Origin of the sequence: Ralstonia sp. 25mfcol4.1, from assembly GCF_900104095.1 — a bacterium.
Lineage (GTDB): Bacteria > Pseudomonadota > Gammaproteobacteria > Burkholderiales > Burkholderiaceae > Cupriavidus.
Map to the genome: position 1 here is coordinate 36019 of NZ_FNJO01000019.1, position 14323 is coordinate 50341.

Here is a 14323-nt window from a genome sequence, read left to right on the forward strand (position 1 = left end):
ACACGGCCCCGCCTGGGGCCGTTTTCATTTTCAGGGGAGCAGGGGCGTGGCGGAAAAGCGGCGGCAGAACCAGGAAGCGATCCAGCGCGAGATTGGCGAACAGGGGGCGCCGCCCCAGGACTCGGCGGCCGACGCCGCCACACCGTCCAAGGCCAAACGGCCCGCAAGCCGCCGCAAGGCGCTGCCGCCCGAACATTGCGCGCCTGACGCGCCGCCGCACGAGGGCCCGGCTCATGAAGCCTACGCGATCCGCGCGCTGGTGCTGCAGGGGGGCGGGGCGCTCGGTTCCTACCAGGCGGGCGTCTACCAGGGGCTCGCCGAAGGCGGCATCCATCCGAACTGGGTCGCCGGGATCTCGATCGGCGCGCTGAACGCGGCGGTCATCGCCGGCAATCCGCCCGAAACGCGGGTCGCGCAGCTGCGGGCGTTCTGGGAGTACATCTGCGCCCAGCCGTGGCTGCCCGGCCTGCCGCTGGACCTGCTGACCGAGGCCGCGCCGATGTGGCCGGAGCCCATGCGCATCTGGTTCGACGGCATCAACGCCACGCGCGCGCTGCTGGAAGGCCAGCGTGGGTTTTTCTCGCCGCGCAACATCGCCGACCTTTGGTCGCGCTTCGACGATCCGGGCAGCGCCAGCTATTACGATACTGCACCGCTCAAGGCCACGCTGGAGCGGTTTGTCGACTTCGACCGGGTCAACAGGCCGAAGGAAATGCGCGTGTCGGTGGGGGCGGTCAACGTGCGCACCGGCAACTTCGCGTACTTCGACAACACCCGCATGACGCTGCGCGCCGAGCATTTCATGGCATCGGGCGCGCTGCCGCCCGGCTTTCCGGCCATCGAGATCGACGGCGAGTACTACTGGGATGGCGGGCTGGTGTCGAACACTCCGCTGCAGGAAGTGTTGACGGCCCAGCCGCGGCGCGACGCGCTGATCTTCCAGGTGGACCTGTGGAGCGCGCGCGGCAAGCTGCCGCACAATCTGCTGGATGTGGCCGAGCGCCAGAAGGACATCCAGTATTCAAGCCGCACGCGCGCCATCACCGAGGCCATGCGCGAACAGCAGAACTATCGCCGCATGCTGAGCGAGCTGATGGCGCTGGTGCCGCCCTCGAAACGCGACGACGCGTGGTACAAGCGCGCCGCCGACCACGCCTGCGACGCGCGCCGCAACGTGATCCAGCTGATCTATCGCGACAAGAGCTTCGAAGGCAGCGCCAAGGATTACCAGTTTGGCGTCTTGACGATGCACGAGCACTGGTCCAGTGGGCTCGACGATATCCGCGACACGCTCAAGCATCCGCACTGGCTGGCCATGCCCGGCCCAGAACGTCCGTTCGTCACGCACGACGTGCATCGCGGCAACGGCGGCGACTGACAGGGTGGCCGGCGCAGGGGCCCTTGCGCCGGCCCGCGCGCTCACTCGACCACGACCTTCGCCAGTTCGGGCTTGGGAGGCGGGTAGTCGGGCCGCAGCTTGTCGAAGGTGGCCCGCAGGATCTCCGCCACCATGAGGTTGCGGTGGCTCTTCGAGTCGGCCGGCACAATGTACCAGGGTGCATGGGGCGCGGCCGTGGCCGCGATGGCGTCTTCGTAGGCTTGCTGGTATTCCCTCCAGAACTTGCGTTCGGCCAGATCCTGCATGTCGAACTTCCAGTGCTTCTGCGGATCGGCAATCCGTTCCTCGAGCCGCTGCTTCTGCTCCCCCTTCGATATATGCAGGAAGCACTTGACGATGGTGGTGCCCGTCTCCACCAGCATCTGTTCGAACTCGCGGATCTGCCGGTAGCGCCGTTTGCATTCGGCGTCGTCGATCCAGCCGTGCACGCGCGTGATGAGCACGTCTTCGTAGTGGCTGCGGTTGAAGATCACGATTTCGCCCTTGCGCGGCACCTGGGCATGTACGCGCCACAGGTAGTCGCGCGCCAGTTCCTCGGGCGTGGGCGCCTTGAAGCTGGCCACGCGCACGCCCAGCGGATCGAAGCTGCGGAAGACCGATCGGACGGTGCCGTCCTTGCCGCTGGTGTCCATGCCCTGCAGCACGATCAGCAGCTTGTGCTTGTGCTCGGCGTAGAAAATGTCCTGCACGGCGTCCAGTTGCCCACTCAGCTCGGCAAGATGGGCGGTGTCGGACGCCTTGTTGCCCGTGGACAGCGGCTTGCTGCCGGCGTCGAAATTGGCAAGCTTGAACTGCTTGCCCGAGGTGATACCGAAATCGTCCAGGCTCATGGGCTCTCCGGTGGCAGGACCGATGTCGTCCCGCGTTCCACACGGCCCCCGCCCGGTGCGGGGGCGAGCCCCAATGGTCAGGCAGGGAGCGCCGCCAGGTCAATAGACCCTTCGAACACGGTCGTGGCCGGTCCGGTCATCTGCACCGGCTGGCCCACGCCCTGCCAGGCAATGCTGAGGTCGCCGCCGTGCGTATGCACCGTGACCGGCGAGTCGAGCAGGCCACGGCGAATGCCTGCCACCACGGCGGCGCAGGCGCCCGTGCCGCAGGCCAGGGTTTCGCCCGCGCCACGCTCGAAGACGCGCAGGTTGATCGTGTGGCGATCGACGATGGCCATGAAGCCGGCGTTGACGCGGTTCGGGAACGACTTGTGATGCTCGATCACGGGACCGTCCTGCAGCACCGGGAACTGCTCGACATCGTCCACCACCTGCACTGCGTGCGGGTTGCCCATCGATACGGCCGAAATCCACTCGGTGCGGCCGTTGACTTCCAGGCCGTACAGCGTGTCGTCGCCTTCGGTGCGCGTGGGCAGGCCGTCGGCGACGAAGGGCACGCGGGCCGGCGTCAACTCGGGGGCGCCCATGTCCACGGTGACCTGGCCGTCGTCCTGCAGCGTCAGGGTGATGACGCCGTTCATGACTTCCACGCGCACGGACCGCTTGTCGGTCATGCCCTTGTCGGTGACAAAGCGCACGAAGCAGCGGGCGCCATTGCCGCAGTGCTCCACCTCGCCGCCGTCCGCATTGAAGATGCGATAGCGGAAGTCGACGTCATCGCGCGCCGATTTCTCGACGATCAGGATCTGGTCGGCGCCGATGCCGAAATGGCGGCTGGCCAGGGCGCGCCACTGCGCGTCGGTCAGGTCGAGCTTCTGGTGGATGCCGTCCAGCACGATGAAATCGTTGCCGGCGCCGTGCATCTTGGTGAACTGGAGTTTCATGGTGCCGATTGTAATCAGTAGATGTCCGGTTCGCCGGGCGGCCGGTGCTTGAAGCGTTTGTGTACCCAGTAATAGTCGGGGATGCGCGGACGGATCGCCTCTTCGAAGAACGCGTTCATGCGCCGGGTGTCGTCGGTGACACTTTCTCCGGGATAGTCGTCCCAGGGCGGAAGCAGGTGCAGCACGTAGCCCTGGTAGTCGGGTAGCTGCTCGGTGTAGATCGGCACCACCCGGGCGCCGGCAAGCCGTGCCAGGCGCGACACCGACGTCAGCGTCAGCGCCTGCACGCCGAAGAACGGCACGAATTCCGAGTCGCGCTCGCCGAAGTCCATGTCGGAAATCAGTTGCAGCGCCTCGCCCTTCTTGAGAACCCGCAGAATGTTACGCACGCTGTCGTTGCGCGAGATCATGTTGGCGCCGAAACGGCCGCGCGCCACCTTCAGGAAATCGTCGAACAGCCTGTTCTTCTGCACCGTGTACAGCGACGCGCCGGAGCGGCCGACGTTGTCGCGCAGGTGCATGGTCAGGCGGATGGCACCCGCTTCCAGGCCCGACAGGTGCAGCGTCACCAATATATGCGGCGTGCCGTCCAGGGCCGGCAGGTTGCCGTGGTCCTTGATCTGCACCAGGCGGCGCATCTTGGCTTCGCCGCAGGTCCAGAAGATGCCGCCTTCGGCAAAGCTGCGGAACACCTTGCGGTAGGTTTCGCGCGCCATGGCCTCGATCTCGGCGTCGGAGCGATCCGGAAAGCACAGGCGCAGGTTGGCGCGCACCACCTCGCGGCGCGGGTTCGGCACCAGATAGAGGATGCTGCCCAGTGCTTCGCCAAAGCGCGCCACAAAAGCGTAGGGGAGTTTGCCCAGCACCGTCAGCAAGCCGATGCCGAGCCAGGTAAAGATGCGGCTCATTGATTTTCGTTGTTGGTGACCGCCGGCGTGGCGTGGGCCATGTCCGGCGGCAGCCCGGCACCGGCCGGATGTTTGTAGCGGTTATATCCCCACAAATATTGCGTCGGGTCGATCCGGATCAACTCTTCGATCGTGGCATTGATGACAGCAGACGCTGCGGCCGGATCTTCAGGCAGCATGCCGCCGTCGCACAGGACGCGCAGATGCCCGCGGTAGCCGGCGCCGCGCGGCAGCCGTTCGGCGAAGACCATCACGATGGGGGCCCGCGTCAGTTGCTGCAGCCGATGCACCAGTGTCATCGAATAGGCAGGCTTGCCATAGAACGGCGCCCAGGTGCCTTCTCCGCCGCTTGGAACCTGGTCGGGCAGGATGCCGATGGTCTCGCCGCGCTTGAGTGCCTTGACCAGCATACGCACGCCGCGTGGGGTTGCCGGCGCCATGGCCATGTTGGGCCGGGTACGCATTTTCTCGACGAACGCGCGCAGCCATGGCTGGTGGGGCGGCTTGAACAGGCAAGTCACCCGCCGCTGCCCTGCGTAGTCCTGCGGCAATACCTCGAAGCAGCCAAGGTGAGGCGTCAGCACGATCACGCCGTTGCCGGCCGCGCCCAGCCGGGCCGTTTCCGACCACAACGTCGCGAAATCGTCCGTGCGTACGGTGATCGCCTTGCGGCTCCAGAAGTACGGCATCTCCATGATCAGGCGCCCCGTGTGGCGCGCCGACTCCGCAAGCATGGCGTCGGTGGCCTGCGGGTAGGCATGGCGAAAATTCTCGACCAGACGCCGGCCGTAGCGGCCGGGCAGGCGCGCCACGAGCAGCCCCAATGCACCGCCGACGGCGTGCAGCACGCGCAGTGGCAGGCGGGAGATGAGCCAGAACAGAAAGGTCATGTCGGTGCGGGACGAGACGAAGCCGGTGAAGCGGAAAGTAAAGCGTAAAAACCGCAAAAGCAGTCAGGGATTTCTGAGATACGCCCGTTTCCTGCCGTTATTTGAAGAATTAGCGGCCTGCAACGGAAGCGGCAGGGCGGTATAATACCTGCCATCGCCGAGTTAACTGACAACTTGCGGGGCGATGCCGCTCTACCCGGGCGGCCTAAATACCGCTAAAGCGTCGCCGCATCGTTTCCGAAGGTGGCACGCAATAGCCGACAAGCCAACCTGGAGAAACTAGATCGTGTCGAACGATTTCCTCTTTACTTCGGAATCTGTCTCCGAAGGCCATCCCGACAAAGTCGCTGACCAGATTTCGGACGCTGTCCTGGACGCCATCCTTGCCCAGGACAAATATGCCCGCGTGGCCGCCGAAACCCTTTGCAACACCGGTCTGGTGGTGCTGGCTGGCGAAATCACCACGACCGCCAACGTCGACTACATCCAGGTCGCACGCGACACCATCAAGCGCATTGGCTACGACAACACCGACTACGGCATCGACTACAAGGGTTGTGCCGTACTGGTTGCCTATGACAAGCAGTCGCCGGACATCGCCCAGGGCGTGGACCGCGCATCGGACGACTACCTGAACCAGGGCGCCGGCGACCAGGGCCTGATGTTCGGTTACGCCTGCGACGAGACGCCGGAACTGATGCCGTTCCCGATCTACTACTCGCACCGCCTGGTGGAGCGTCAGTCGCAACTGCGCCGCGATGGCCGCCTGCCCTGGCTGCGCCCCGATGCGAAGTCGCAGGTGACCGTGCGCTACGTGGACGGCCGTCCGCACAGCGTGGACACCGTGGTGCTGTCGACCCAGCATTCGCCGGACATTTCGCAGGCACAGATCCGCGAGGCGGTGATCGAGGAGATCATCAAGCCCGTGCTGCCGGCCGACATGCTCAAGGAAACGAAGTACCTGGTGAACCCGACCGGCCGTTTCGTGATCGGTGGCCCGCAGGGCGACTGCGGCCTGACCGGCCGCAAGATCATCGTCGATACCTACGGCGGTGCTTCGCCGCACGGTGGTGGCGCGTTCTCGGGCAAGGATCCGTCGAAGGTTGACCGCTCGGCTGCCTACGCTGCGCGCTACGTGGCCAAGAACGTGGTGGCCGCCGGGCTGGCGCGCCAGTGCCAGGTGCAGGTCAGCTACGCCATCGGCGTGGCGCGTCCGATCAACGTGACCGTCTACACGGAAGGCACCGGCAAGATCTCCGACGAGAAGATCGCCCAGCTGGTGCAGGAACACTTCGACCTGCGCCCGAAGGGCATCGTGGCGATGCTGGACCTGCTGCGCCCGATCTACGAAAAGACCGCCGCCTACGGCCACTTTGGCCGCGAGGAGCCGGAATTCTCGTGGGAAGCCACCGACAAGGCCGCCGTGCTGCGCGCCGCCGCCGGCCTGTAAGCGCCCAGGGCGTCTTCACGGCTGCAAGCCCCGCCGGTCCTTACGGACCCGCGGGGTTTTTTGTTGCGCCAGCGTCACCGGGACGGGCGCCCGCATGGAGGTAGAATCCGGTCAACCTGAAATTATCGGAATTGCCATGTCCCTGGACCTGATCCGCACCCAGCCCTATACCGACTGGTCGCCCGAGGTAACGCCCGAGGCGCGCGCCACGCTGCGCCGCGAACTGGAGCAGGGCGCCGTCCTGTACTTTCCGGACCTGGCGTTCCGCTTCCAGCCGGGCGAGGAGCGGTTCCTGGATCCGCGCTATTCCGACGGCAAGTCGAAGAACATCAACCTGCGCGTCAACGACCGCGCCGTGCGGGGGGCCGCCGGCACCGAGCAGGACCTGACCGACCTCTACAACCTGCTCCATCGCTATGCCACGTCGAGCGAATCGCTGATCCGCACGCTGTTTCCCGAGTACGAGGGGCACATGACGCGTGCGGGCACGTCGCTGCGTCCGAGCGAGATCGCCGGGCGCCCGGTCAGCTGGCGCAAGGACGATACGCGCCTGCACGTGGATTCGTTCCCGTCGAATCCGATGCTGGGCAAGCGCTTGCTGCGCGTGTTCCACAACATCGACCCGGAAGCGCCGCGAGTGTGGCGCGTGGGCGAGCCGTTTGGCGATTTTGCTACGCGATTCGTGCCGAAGACGCGCGGCATGTGGCCGGGCCAGGCCTGGCTGATGAAGACGCTGCACATTACCAAGCGCGAGCGCAGCGAATACGATCACCGCATGCTGCAATTGCACGACCTGGCCAAGGCCGACCTGGACTATCAGAAAACCGTGCCGCAGCAGGAATTCCATTTTCCGCCGGGCGCCACCTGGATCGTGTTCAGCGACCAGCTGCTGCACGCCGCCATGCGCGGCAAGGCGATGATGGAACAGACGATCTACCTGGACCCGGCCGCCATCGGCGACCGCACCCATTCGCCCGAGGCCGTGCTGTCGCGCATGCTGGGCAAGCCGATGCTGGCCGCCTGAGTTTGCAGACTACCGCAGCAGCATCTTCAGCATCGACTCGAATCGCTTGCCATAGGGCGGCTTGAGCAGCCCGGCGCCATTCAGGCCAGCCTGATAGAGCACGGGCTTGAGCTTCGAGAACGTCTCGAAGCCGGCTTCGCCGTGATAGTCGCCCATCCCGCTGGGCCCCACGCCGCCGAAGGGCAGGTCGTCCTGAGCGATATGGAATAGCGTGTCGTTGACGGTCACGCCACCGGCCACGGTCTGGCGCATGACGCGATCCACCACGTCGCCGTTCTTGTCGAACACGTACAGCGCCAGCGGGCGGGGGCGCGCATTGACGAAGCCGATCGCGTCGTCGAGGTTGCGGTAGGTCACCACGGGCAGCACCGGCCCGAAGATCTCTTCCTGCATCGCGCGCACGTCGTCCGGGACGTCGGTCAGCAGCACGGGCGGCAACTGCCGGACGTCGGCGTTGGGGCCGGCATCGGTCAGCGGCACCACGCGTGCGCCGGCCGACTGGGCGGCGTCGATCAGCGAAACCAGCCGGTCGAAATGGCGCGGGCTGATGATGCTCGTGTAGTCCGGGTTGCGCGCGATGTCGGGATAGAGCCGGCCTACCACGCGCCGCGCGGTATCCACCAGCCGGTCGCGCTGATCGGCCGGCACCAGCACATAGTCCGGCGCAATGCACGTCTGGCCGGCATTGAGTAGCTTGCCCACCAGGATGCGCTCCACGGCCCGCTCGAAATCGGCGCCAGGGCCGATGATGGCCGGCGACTTGCCGCCCAGTTCCAGCGTTACCGGCGTCAGGTTCGCGGCGGCGGCCTTCATCACGTGATGGCCGACACTGGTGGACCCGGTGAACAGCAGGTGGTCGAACGGCAGCGCGCTAAAGGCGGCGGCCACCTCGGCGTCGCCGTTGATGACCCCCACCTCGTCCGGCGCGAAAGTGGCCTGTACCAGCCGCGCGAACAGTTCGGAAAACCGGGGCGTGAATTCGGACAGCTTGACCATCGCCCGGTTGCCGGCCGCCAGCGCGCCGGTCAGGGGCCCGATGGCCAGGTACAGCGGATAGTTCCAGGGCACCACGATGCCGATCACGCCCAGCGGTTGCGGCACCAGGCGCGACTTGCCCGGCTTGAACCAGAGCCCGGTCTTCACCCGGCGCACGCGCATCCACCGCTTGCCATGCCGCAGTGCGTCATCGATGCCCGAAATGCTTGGGAATACTTCCAGCAGCGCGGTTTCCTGGCGCGGCCGGTTCGTGAAATCGGCGCTGATCGCAGTCGCGATGGCGTCGTGGTTGTCGCGCACCAGCGCCTTGAGGCGCCGCAGCCGGTCGGCCCGGACCGGCCACCCCGGGGATTGGTCGTGGCGCGACGCGGCATGCATGGCGTTGAACACCGTGGACATGGCGGGCACTTCTCTCATCGGCGGTCTCCTTGGACGGAATCAGTTTCCGTGGGCCATCGCGCACCATAAGGCAGAGCGTCGGTTATATCAATGGAGGACACCTCCCAAACGCGGGGCGTGCGGCACCGCGCGCTGGCCGCCCGGATTCCGGGGCCGCCCCGCTTCACCACGCCGGCGGCAACGCCTACACTGGACTTTCGCGGCGGGCCTCCGCCGGGAGACTGGACCGGCACCGGACACGCGGGGAGACAGATGGAAACGACCTTTGACTATCTCGTCGTGGGTGCCGGCTCGGCTGGCTGTGCGCTGGCTGGACGGCTTGCCGACAGCGGCAATGACGCCATCGCGCTGCTCGAAACCGGCGCCCACGACCATCATGTGCTGGTACGCACACCTGCCGGCTGCGCGGCCATGCTGCCGCGCGCTGGCGCGCGCAACTACGGCTATCTGACAGCGCCGCAGTCCGAACTGGACGGGCGGCGCGGTTATCAGCCACGCGGGCGCGGCCTGGGCGGTTCGTCGTCGATCAACGCCATGATCTATATGCGTGGCCGGCCCGCCGATTACGACGGATGGGCCGCGGCGGGCTGCGACGGCTGGTCGTGGGACGATGTGCTGCCGTACTTCCGCCGGGCCGAGTGCAATGAGCGTGTGGCCGGCCATGACGACGATCCGCTGCACGGCGGCACCGGCCCGCTGCATGTCAGCGACCTGCGCTCGCCGAATCCGTTCGGCCAGCATTTCATCGATGCCGCGCAGCATGCTGGCATCGTGCGCAACGACGATTTCAACGGCGAGGAGCAGGAGGGCGTGGGCTGGTATCAGGTCACGCAGCACAACGGCGAACGGTGGAACGCTGCGCGCGCCTACCTGCACGGCGGCAATGTCCGCGACCGCAACTGCAACGGCGGACGCAGCCATCTGCATGTGATGACCGGCACGCAGGTGCTGCGTATCCTTTTCGAAAAACGGCGCGCCGTGGGGGTGCTGGCGTGGCGCGACGGCCGGGAAATCGTGCTGCGCGCGCGCCGCGAGGTAATCGTGTCGGCCGGGGCGTTCGGGTCGCCGCAGTTGCTGATGGCGTCAGGCGTGGGGCCGGCCGCCCATTTGCGCGAGCACGGTATCGACGTGGTGCATGACCTGCCCGGCGTCGGCGGCAATCTTCAGGATCACCTGGACATCATCCTGCACAAGCGCGTGCCGGCGTCCGACCTGTTCGGCATATCGCTGGGCGGGGCCAGGCGCCTCGTGGCCGAATTCCTGCGCTATCGGCGCCACCGGACCGGCATGATGACATCGAATTTTGCCGAAGCCGGCGCGTTCGTGCGCAGCCGTCCGGACCTGTCCGAGCCCGACCTGCAACTGCACTTCGTGGTCGGCATGGCCGACAACCACATGCGGCGCATCAACCTGGGCCATGGCTATTCCTGCCATGTCTGCGTGCTGCGTCCGCGCAGCCGTGGCGAGGTGAGGCTGGCATCGGCCGACATGCGGCAGGCGCCGCGCATCGACCCGCGCTACCTGACTGATCCGCAAGACATGGCAACGATGCTGGAAGGGTTGCGCATCGTGCGGCGCATCTTCATGCAAGCGCCGCTGGCGGTCTTCGGCGGCCGCGAACTGTACTCGGAGGCCTTGCGGCTCGATGGCAGCGACGACGAGGCGGCATGCGAGCTGATCCGCCGGCACGCGGACACGATCTATCACCCGGTGGGCACATGCCGCATGGGCATGGACGCCCTGGCCGTGGTGGACCCGCAATTGCGGGTGCGCGGCGTGGAAGGGCTGCGGGTGGTCGACGCGTCGATCATGCCGACGCTGGTGGGCGGCAATACCAACGCGCCGGCCATCATGATCGGCGAGCGTGCCCACGACCTGATCCGCTACGCGCCACATGTGACGCTGCGGATCCGGGAGGCGGCAGTGGCGGACTGAGATGTATCTTTTCCCCTCTCCCGCTTTGTGGGAGAGGGAGGCCGGCCGTCAGCCGCGCATCTGGAACTGGCCCACCATGTCGCGCAGGCGGCCCGCTTGCTCGTCCAGCGATTGCGCGGCGGCGGCGGCTTCTTCCACCAGCGCGGCGTTCTGCTGCGTCACCTGGTCCATCTGGCCCACGGCATGGCCCACCTGCTCGATGCCGGCGCTCTGTTCCTGCGACGCGGCCGAGATCTCGGCGATGATGTCCGACACGCGCTTCACGGCCAGGCGGATGTCGGTCATGGTCTTGCCGACTTTCTCGGCCTGGCCGGAGCCCGTACGCACCGTATCGACCGATGCCTCGATCAGTTCCTTGATTTCCTTGGCGGCGCTCGACGAACGCTGCGCCAGGCTGCGCACCTCGCCGGCCACCACGGCAAAGCCGCGGCCCTGTTCGCCGGCGCGCGCCGCTTCCACGGCGGCGTTCAGCGCCAGGATGTTGGTCTGGAAGGCGATGCCCTCGATCAGGTTGGTGATCTCGGCAATACGCTCGCTGCTGCTGCTGATGGCGCCCATCGTGCCCACCATCTGCTGCACCGACTGGTTGCCATCGTCGGCCACCAGCGCGGCGTTCGACGCCAGCGACGATGCCTGAAGCGCGTTCTCGGCGTTCTGTCGCACGGTGGCGGTGAGCTGTTCCATGCTCGACGCCGTTTCCTCCAGCGACGCGGCCTGCTCTTCGGTGCGCGACGACAGGTCGACGTTGCCGGCGGCGATCTGCGCAGCGGCCACGCTGACCGAATCGGTGGATCGGCGCACTTCGCGCAGCGTGCCCGCCACGCGCTCGATCAGCGCGTTGAACGACTGGGCGGTGTGGCCGATCTCGTCGAGACGGTCGACCGGCGCGCGGTGGTCAAGGTCGAGCGTCTTGCTGACGTGCTCCAGCGCGCCCTGGACTTCATCGAGACTGGTACGGATACGCCGGTACAGCCCGAAAGCCAGGAAGGCGGTCAGCGCGATGGCGACCACGATCACGATCGTGAACACGCGCACGGACGTGTGGTACTGGGCCTTGTTGAATGCCACCGCCTGCTCGCCGAGCTTGGTGTTGTAGTCGAGATGCTCGTCCAGGGCCTTGCGCACTGCGGTTGACGCGACGTGCACCGGACCCGACGTGATCATTTCCCGCGTGGCATCGAAATCGTTACTACGTGATTTTTCCAGGAACGCACCCAGGGTCTCGCGATAGGCCTTGATGGCCGCGCGATCGGCTTCCAGCATCTTGCGGTCGGTATCGTCCGAGATGTCTTCGCGCTCGTACTTGCTCAGCAGATCGTCGAAACGCTTGTTGGACCGGTCGAGCATGCCCTCGGCTTCGGTCTTGGCGCCGGCATCGGCGGTCATGGCGTGCCGGTAAAGCGAGACGCGGATGTTGGCCAGCGCGCCGCTGACATTGTTGAGATCGCGCACGCTCGTCAGCGTGTTGTCGTTGAAGTATTCGAACCGGTCTTCGGCCTTGGACAGTTGCCAGATACCGCCCAGGCCGACGAAGAGTAGCGCGAGCAATGCAAGGGACAGCGTAAGAAGCAGACGTTTGCTGATATTCATGGGGTGGCTTGGCGGCCACGTTACTTGGCGTGGACCGTCCGTTGTGACGACGACTTGGAAGGTTTTCGCAGGCGGGCCGGGAGCCCGTCGCCACAACGTTTACGGCAGGTGCCATATCCCCTGAAGGTGGGGATACTGCAAGGCAGCATGCAATGTGCGATGTCCGCACACTATGAGTATCAGTCCGGCCAGGCGCGCCGGGTGACGCGGACCAAAGTAGCGATATCGGCATCCAGCGTGCCGAACACGCGGCCATGCTGGCGGCCCAGGCGGCTGGCCACGAACTGTTCGGCCGACTCCAGGTGGGCGTGGGCGATCATCAGCGCGGCCTGCGCGGTGAGCACCAGGCCCTGCGCAAACCGGCGGGCGCTGGCTTCGAGCGTCTCCGCCGGGCCATGCAGCATTGCCTGAAGGGAGGCAAGCTCCGCGCGTACCATGGCGTGGCCGTTCGAGAGCCGTGCCAGGTCCTGCAGGATGCGGATGCCATCGTCGGGATTGCGCTGCAGCGCGCGTAGCACGTCCAGGCACATGATGTTGCCCGAGCCTTCCCAGATCGAATTCACCGGCGCCTCGCGATAGAGTCGGGCCATCGGACCTTCCTCGACATAGCCATTGCCGCCCCAGACCTCCATCGCCTCTCCGGTGGCTTCGAGCGCACGTTTGCAGATCCAGAACTTGGCGGCCGGCGTCATCACGCGCTTCCACGCGGCGGCCAACGGGTCCTGATCGGCATGCTCGAAGGCGTGGGCCAGCGCCATCATCATCTGCGTGGCGGCCTCCGATTCCAGCGCCAGATCGGCCAGCACGTTGCGCATCAGCGGCTGGTCGGCCAGCAGCCGGCCAAACGCCATGCGGTGGCGCGCGTGATGCAGCGCCTGTACCAGCGCCGCACGCAGCAGCGCCGCGCTGCCGATCACGCAGTCGAGCCGGGTGTTGGTGGCCATCTCGATGATGGTGGGAATGCCGCGGCCTTCCTCGCCGATCAGGATGCCGGTGGCGCCCCGGAATTCCACCTCGCTGCTGGCATTGGACTTGTTCCCGAGCTTGTCCTTGAGGCGCTGGATCAGGATCGGATTCTTGCTGCCATCGTCACGGAAGCGCGGCACGAAGAAGCAGGACAGCGGGCCGTCGGCGGCGCCCATGCGCGCCACCACCAGGTGGGCATCGCACATCGGCGCCGAGAAAAACCACTTGTGGCCGGTCAGCGCATATTCGGCGCCACGGCCTTCGCCGCGCACCGGTATCGCGACGGTGGTATTGGCGCGGACGTCCGAGCCGCCCTGTTTTTCGGTCATGCCCATGCCGATCATCACGGCGGTCTTGTCGCGCCAGGGCAGGTCGCGCGGATCGTGTTCGGTCGAGAACAGCCGTGCCTGCAGATCGCGATAGAGCGCCGGTTCCTTGCCGAGTACCGGGATGCTGGCAAACGTCATCGTGGTAGGGCAGAGCGAGCCGGATTCCACCTGGGCCTGCAGGAAATACCCGGCCGTGCGCGCCACCCAGGCGCCTTCGCGCGGCTGCGCGAAAGGCAGCGCCTGCAGTTGCTGGCTGCGCAGCAGGGCCAGCAGGTGATGCCAGGCGGGGTGGAACTGCACTTGGTCGATCCGTTCGCCGGTGCGGCTGTGGGTGTGCAGCGTCGGGGTCAGGCGGTTGGCATCGGCGGCCCATGCCTGTACCTCCGGGTCGCCAAGCCGGGCGCCATAGCCTGACAGCGCGTCGGCATGCCACGTCCCGCCCAGCCGGTCCAGCGCGGCGCGCAGGCCGGGATCGGTGTCGAACAGGTTGTAGCGGGCAAGGTCGGGCACCTGGTTGAAGACGCTGTGGGTCTCTGCGGCCTGCGCTTGATGAACGTCGGTGGCGGGTGTGGCGGACATGGCATCTCCTGGGCGGCAATGCTTCTCGGCACTTCGGCGGGCTGCGGCCATGGTACGGCAACTTCCCCGTTCGGAATGCTGCAG

General features: G+C 66.4%; 11 protein-coding genes. 4 read left to right on the forward strand and 7 right to left on the reverse strand.

The window, feature by feature from the left end; translation table 11 throughout:
* The first annotated feature begins 46 nt into the window (after positions 1-46).
* On the forward strand, positions 47-1378 hold the full coding sequence (locus BLQ58_RS25275) for a DUF3734 domain-containing protein (RefSeq protein WP_092602931.1): 1332 nt from the start codon (positions 47-49) through the stop codon (positions 1376-1378).
* A 41-nt stretch (positions 1379-1419) separates the two neighbouring features.
* On the opposite strand, the gene BLQ58_RS25280 is transcribed toward BLQ58_RS25275, so the two are convergent.
* The 4 genes from BLQ58_RS25280 to BLQ58_RS25295 form a co-directional block, all read right to left on the reverse strand.
* The gene (locus BLQ58_RS25280) at positions 1420-2229 is read right to left on the reverse strand and encodes a polyphosphate kinase 2 family protein (protein ID WP_092602933.1); all 810 of its coding nucleotides are present in this window, start codon (positions 2227-2229) and stop codon (positions 1420-1422) included.
* 77 nt (positions 2230-2306) lie between these two features.
* On the reverse strand, positions 2307-3173 hold the full coding sequence (gene dapF / locus BLQ58_RS25285) for a diaminopimelate epimerase (RefSeq protein WP_092602935.1): 867 nt from the start codon (positions 3171-3173) through the stop codon (positions 2307-2309).
* Positions 3174-3187: 14 nt separating this feature from the next.
* Complete coding sequence (locus BLQ58_RS25290; RefSeq protein ID WP_092602937.1) at positions 3188-4081, reverse strand: lipid A biosynthesis lauroyl acyltransferase; 894 nt, start codon at positions 4079-4081, stop codon at positions 3188-3190.
* Positions 4078-4971, reverse strand: coding sequence for a lysophospholipid acyltransferase family protein (locus BLQ58_RS25295; protein WP_092603059.1), 894 nt, complete (start codon positions 4969-4971; stop codon positions 4078-4080). The genes BLQ58_RS25290 and BLQ58_RS25295 overlap by 4 nt, the downstream gene beginning before the upstream one ends.
* A 286-nt stretch (positions 4972-5257) precedes the next feature.
* Between BLQ58_RS25295 and metK the strand changes: the two genes are divergently transcribed.
* Positions 5258-6421 (forward strand): methionine adenosyltransferase, encoded by a 1164-nt coding sequence (gene metK, locus BLQ58_RS25300; protein WP_092602939.1) that lies wholly within the window; start codon positions 5258-5260, stop codon positions 6419-6421.
* Positions 6422-6557: 136 nt separating this feature from the next.
* Positions 6558-7445: a Kdo hydroxylase KdoO gene (locus tag BLQ58_RS25305; protein ID WP_175460002.1), complete on the forward strand. Its 888-nt coding sequence runs from the start codon at positions 6558-6560 to the stop codon at positions 7443-7445.
* 9 nt (positions 7446-7454) lie between these two features.
* Here the strand turns inward: BLQ58_RS25305 and BLQ58_RS25310 are convergent, their stop codons facing one another.
* Positions 7455-8819, reverse strand: a complete 1365-nt coding sequence (locus tag BLQ58_RS25310; RefSeq protein ID WP_254776152.1) for a coniferyl aldehyde dehydrogenase — start codon at positions 8817-8819, stop codon at positions 7455-7457.
* 273 nt (positions 8820-9092) lie between these two features.
* Here BLQ58_RS25310 and BLQ58_RS25315 point away from each other — a divergent pair, with 273 nt between their 5' ends.
* Complete coding sequence (locus tag BLQ58_RS25315; protein ID WP_092602942.1) at positions 9093-10775, forward strand: GMC family oxidoreductase; 1683 nt, start codon at positions 9093-9095, stop codon at positions 10773-10775.
* A gap of 48 nt (positions 10776-10823) precedes the next feature.
* Here BLQ58_RS25315 and BLQ58_RS29705 read toward each other — a convergent pair whose 3' ends face one another.
* Together BLQ58_RS29705 and BLQ58_RS25325 are read right to left on the reverse strand one after the other, a co-directional pair.
* The gene (locus BLQ58_RS29705; RefSeq protein ID WP_092602943.1) at positions 10824-12365 is read right to left on the reverse strand and encodes a methyl-accepting chemotaxis protein; all 1542 of its coding nucleotides are present in this window, start codon (positions 12363-12365) and stop codon (positions 10824-10826) included.
* Between the two features lie 179 nt (positions 12366-12544).
* Positions 12545-14239, reverse strand: a complete 1695-nt coding sequence (locus BLQ58_RS25325; protein ID WP_092602945.1) for an acyl-CoA dehydrogenase family protein — start codon at positions 14237-14239, stop codon at positions 12545-12547.
* Positions 14240-14323 lie beyond the last annotated feature (84 nt).

Bases quoted from the DNA above. Each gene is read 5' to 3' on its own strand.
- BLQ58_RS25280 (WP_092602933.1), bottom strand. From the start codon at position 2,229: ATGAGCCTGGACGATTTCGGTATCACCTCGGGCAAGCAGTTCAAGCTT.
- dapF (WP_092602935.1), bottom strand. From the start codon at position 3,173: ATGAAACTCCAGTTCACCAAGATGCACGGCGCCGGCAACGATTTCATC.
- BLQ58_RS25290 (WP_092602937.1), bottom strand. From the start codon at position 4,081: ATGAGCCGCATCTTTACCTGGCTCGGCATCGGCTTGCTGACGGTGCTG.
- BLQ58_RS25295 (WP_092603059.1), bottom strand. From the start codon at position 4,971: ATGACCTTTCTGTTCTGGCTCATCTCCCGCCTGCCACTGCGCGTGCTG.
- BLQ58_RS25305 (WP_175460002.1), top strand. From the start codon at position 6,558: ATGTCCCTGGACCTGATCCGCACCCAGCCCTATACCGACTGGTCGCCC.
- BLQ58_RS25310 (WP_254776152.1), bottom strand. From the start codon at position 8,819: ATGCATGCCGCGTCGCGCCACGACCAATCCCCGGGGTGGCCGGTCCGG.
- BLQ58_RS25315 (WP_092602942.1), top strand. From the start codon at position 9,093: ATGGAAACGACCTTTGACTATCTCGTCGTGGGTGCCGGCTCGGCTGGC.
- BLQ58_RS29705 (WP_092602943.1), bottom strand. From the start codon at position 12,365: ATGAATATCAGCAAACGTCTGCTTCTTACGCTGTCCCTTGCATTGCTC.
- BLQ58_RS25325 (WP_092602945.1), bottom strand. From the start codon at position 14,239: ATGTCCGCCACACCCGCCACCGACGTTCATCAAGCGCAGGCCGCAGAG.